The sequence below is a fragment of the Rhizobium sp. SEMIA 4085 genome (assembly GCF_013004495.1).
In the GTDB taxonomy this organism is placed as follows: domain Bacteria; phylum Pseudomonadota; class Alphaproteobacteria; order Rhizobiales; family Rhizobiaceae; genus Rhizobium; species Rhizobium gallicum.
This window is the reverse complement of the sequence record NZ_JABEPH010000470.1, coordinates 1-3,830: the sequence shown is the minus strand read 5'-3', so window position 1 is coordinate 3,830 and position 3,830 is coordinate 1. Positions and strand designations below refer to the sequence as shown.

Annotated in this window: 5 protein-coding genes; 1 reads left to right on the top strand and 4 read right to left on the bottom strand. The window is 63.2% G+C overall.

Annotation, left to right across the window (positions count from 1 at the left end; translation table 11 throughout):
* Positions 1-56: 56 nt before the first annotated feature.
* Positions 57-1,124 carry an alanine dehydrogenase gene (gene ald / locus C9413_RS29280; protein ID WP_170251287.1) on the top strand — a complete coding sequence of 356 codons (1,068 nt, stop codon included), beginning with the start codon at positions 57-59 and terminating at the stop codon, positions 1,122-1,124.
* Between the two features lie 15 nt (positions 1,125-1,139).
* Here ald and C9413_RS29275 read toward each other — a convergent pair whose 3' ends face one another.
* The 4 genes from C9413_RS29275 to C9413_RS29260 form a co-directional block, all read right to left on the bottom strand.
* On the bottom strand, positions 1,140-1,649 hold the full coding sequence (locus tag C9413_RS29275; protein ID WP_170251286.1) for a DUF1203 domain-containing protein: 510 nt from the start codon (positions 1,647-1,649) through the stop codon (positions 1,140-1,142).
* A 70-nt stretch (positions 1,650-1,719) separates the two neighbouring features.
* Positions 1,720-2,280, bottom strand: coding sequence for a GNAT family N-acetyltransferase (locus C9413_RS29270; RefSeq protein WP_039844683.1), 561 nt, complete (start codon positions 2,278-2,280; stop codon positions 1,720-1,722).
* A gap of 8 nt (positions 2,281-2,288) precedes the next feature.
* Positions 2,289-3,158, bottom strand: coding sequence for a 3-mercaptopyruvate sulfurtransferase (gene sseA, locus C9413_RS29265; protein WP_170251285.1), 870 nt, complete (start codon positions 3,156-3,158; stop codon positions 2,289-2,291).
* Between the two features lie 21 nt (positions 3,159-3,179).
* A partial coding sequence (locus tag C9413_RS29260) for an alanyl-tRNA editing protein (RefSeq protein ID WP_170251284.1) occupies positions 3,180-3,830 on the bottom strand: 651 nt, incomplete at its 5' end.

Genomic DNA, 3,830 nt, shown 5'->3' with positions numbered 1-3,830 from the left:
CTGTATGGAGTGCCGGTTGCTCGAAGTAGATAAAGAATGATGAATAGCGTGTCGGCCTGCCCCCCGCTTCGGGTCGCGAATATGGCGCCCATGGCCATGACGTCGGGGTCGAGACAAAGGCAGGCTCCGGCATCGGTGCCGATGACGCTTCCTATATCGCCGCTGGCGCGAGGATCGCCGCCTCGGCCAAGGATATCTTCGATAAGTGCGACATGGTCGTGAAGGTCAAGGAGCCGCAGCCCTCGGAATGGGTGCAGCTTCGGGACGGCCAGCTTCTCTATACCTATCTCCACCTCGCGCCCGATCCAGAGCAGACCAAGGGCCTGCTTGCGTCCGGCGTCACCGCGATCGCTTATGAAACCGTTACCGACGAGCGCGGCGGTCTGCCGCTGCTTGCCCCGATGTCTGAAGTCGCGGGACGCCTGTCGATCCAGGCGGGGGCCACGGCGCTTCAAAAGGCCAATGGCGGCCTCGGCATCCTGCTCGGCGGGGTTCCCGGCGTGCTGCCGGCCGGGGCGGGGGTCGGGGGCGGGGGCGGCGTGGCCCTGCAGGCGCCCAGGGTGGCCGCCGGCGTGGGGGCGGAGGTCAGTTCCCCCGACCGTCCGCGCCCGCGCCCGCGCCAGCTCGACGCCATTGCCGGCGGCCGCACCCCCCCGCGTTATTCCCGCATCCGGGCCCTGGGGGAAGAGGTCTTCACCGCCGATCTCGTCATCGGCGCCGTGCTCATTCCCGGTGCGGCCGCACCAAAGCTCGTCACCCGCGAAATGCTGTCCGGCATGAAGAAAGGCTCAGTCATCGTCGATGTCGCGATCGACCAGGGCGGCTGCTTTGAAACCTCGCATGCGACGACACATTCCGAGCCGACCTACGAGGTCGAAGGCGTGGTGCACTACTGCGTCGCCAACATGCCGGGTGCGGTTCCTGTCACCTCCGCGCATGCGCTGAACAACGCAACGCTCGTCCATGGCCTGGCGCTTGCCGACCGCAGCCTGCGCGCCATCGCTGAGGACAAGCATCTGCGAAACGGTCTCAACGTCCACAGAGGCCGCATCACCAACAAGCCGGTCGCCGACGCGCTTGGTTATGAAGCCCACGCAGCGGAAAGCGTATTGAACGTAGCGTAATACCATCACGCTGCGTTAGATGAAGGCGCTGGCCTCGCTGAAGGCCGGCGCCTTTTGCTTGTCGATCCGGCACTGGAAGCAATTGTTGCGCGCCGAGCGCACATGCACGTATGCGATCTCCCGGCGCTTCAGCAGCTCTTCGGCATAGCCCGGAACATCGGTGGTCGCGGTGACGGCTCCGGTGCCGTAGACACTTCGATTGTTCTCGCCATAGCCGCGCACGATAAAGTCGCGGCTCGTCTTCAGCACCGGCGGCAGCTCTTCCTCCGCTTTATAACGCTCGCACCGGTTCTTGTGCAGGAAGATCGGGCCGGTCTCGGCATAGGGCTGCAATTCCGGAAACGGGCGGTAAGCGAAAACAAGCAGCAAGTCGCCGGCATCGATATTCTTCAGGCAATGACGGCAGGGATGCCCCGGTCCATCGGAAACCATCGTTTCGGGCAGATTGTCATAGGCATCGCGGCCACCGGTCCAAAGGTGCTCGGCATCGGCGGTCGGCATGGCGGAATAACAGATGGGTGGCATGGCAAATCTCCTTCGTGATTGCCATGAAATGCACTTTTAGAGCCGGCCAAACCACCCGATTCCTGCCGGCTCAGCTCTTCCTGGCAATTTCCAGCAGTTCCTTGTCGCTAAGCGGTCGGACGATGCCGGTGCCGGTTGAGACTGGAGAGAAGCCGAACATCTGATAGAGCTGTAGGGCGCGCGGATGGTCGAGGTTGTTGGTCGTTGTCGTGACGCGCGTTGGGTTCAGCGTCCAGATGGCGTAGAGCGCCTGCAGCAGGAACCACTTGCCGATGCCGAGGCCGAGCGCGTGCTCGATGAGGCCGAAATGGCAAAGTTCGATCGTATCCTCGTCCTCGCAGAAATACTCGTAGAAGCCGGCGGGTGCGCCGTTGACATAGAGCACGCTGATATTGTTGCGCTTGTCGTGCAGGGTTTCGGTAAGCGCCTCGTCGCTCATGCGCAGCCGGTCCACCCATTGCCAGCGGGCGCCGACCTGGCGGTAGAGATAGCGGTAGAACGGCAGCGGAATGCCCGGCGCGCGCATGATCGCCGTCTGGATGTTGACTGGCACCGGTAGGCTTGCCTTGGGCGGCGCCGTCATTTCCAGCCGGGTGATATGCGCCGTGAGCGAGGAGGGGGACTTCGCCATGGTGCGTCTCAGACCTTGATCGGGTCGGGCGGGCCGGTCACCACAGGGGTATCGTCGCGGCTGCCCCACTCGCTCCACGAGCCGTCATAGAGCTTGTTGTCGGTATGGCCGATCGATTCGAGCGCCAGCGTGATGATCGCAGCCGTAATCCCCGAGCCGCAGGAGGTGACGACCGGTTTCGAAAGGTCGATCCCCGCACTCTCGATGGTCTGCTTCAGCTCCGGCAGCGATTTGAAACGGCCCTGATTGGCAAAAACACCGGAGGGAAGGCTGCGGGCGCCTGGCATATGGCCGGAGCGCATGCCGGCCCGCGGCTCCGGCTCGGTGGCGGCGAAACGTCCGGCGCTGCGCGCCTCGGCGATCTGCAGCGCGCCGCTGGAAACGATGTCTCGCATGGTTTCGAGGGCGACGACGCTGCCTGCATCATAATTCGTCTTGAAGGTCGTCGGCTTATAGTTCGGGACATCCGTTTTCAGCGGTCTGCCCTCCGCCTTCCAGCCGTCGAGTCCGCCGTCGAGAACGAAGACGTTTTTCGCGCCCATGACCCGGAAGAGCCACCAGACGCGCGGCGAGGCGAACATGCCGATACCGTCATAGACCACGATACGGTCCGTCTCGCTGATACCGAGCTTGCCGGCTTCTTCGGCGAAATAATCCGGAGAGGGGATGGTATGCGGCAGCCCGGTGGAATGATCCGCAATCTTGTCTTGGTCGAAGCGGATCGCGCCCGGAATGTGGCCACTTGCATATTCGGCGTCCGCGTCGCGATTCTGCGCCGGGAGATAGAAAGAGGCATCCAGCACGCGCAGGTCCGGCTTTCCGAGCTCGCCCTGCAGCCAATCGGCCGAGACGACGAAACGGCTCTTCTCTTCGCTCATTCTGATCTCTCCCTGATTGTCTTAGGCTTCGTTGCCGGGCACGCCGAAGCGGATGCGGAAGCGGCGGTTCTCCTTACCCTTCTTCTCGATCTTGGCAATGTGGACCTGACCGACTTCCTGCGTTTCGGAGACATGTGTGCCGCCGCAGGGCTGGCTGTCAATCGCCGAGTTTTCGCCGATACAGACGAGGCTGACGCGGCCAAGTCCCATCGGCGGGCGCACGTTCTTCGATTTCACGATGCCGGGGTTCGCAGCCAGGTCCTCGTCGGTGATCCACTGGACATAGACCGGGTAGTTGTGGGCAACGAGTTCCATCATCTTCGCCGTCACCTCTTCCTTGTCGATCGTCTCGCTCATGTCGAAATCGATGCGGCTCTCGTCCTCGCCAACAGCGGCACCCGTGATCGGATAGGAACAGACGACCGAAAGCAGGTGGCAGGCTGTGTGCATGCGCATTAGCCGGTAGCGGCGCGGCCAGTCGACATGCAGGACGAGCCTTTCGCCGATTACCGGCTGCGGCTGGCCCGCAGACGGGACGTGGACGACGATATCCTTGGTCGCCCCGTGCTTCGTCGGGCCAAGGTCGATCTTCGAACCGTCGGCGCGCTCCAGAAAGCCCGTATCGCCCGGTTGGCCGCCGGACGCTGCATGAAAGCAGGCATGATCCAGCGA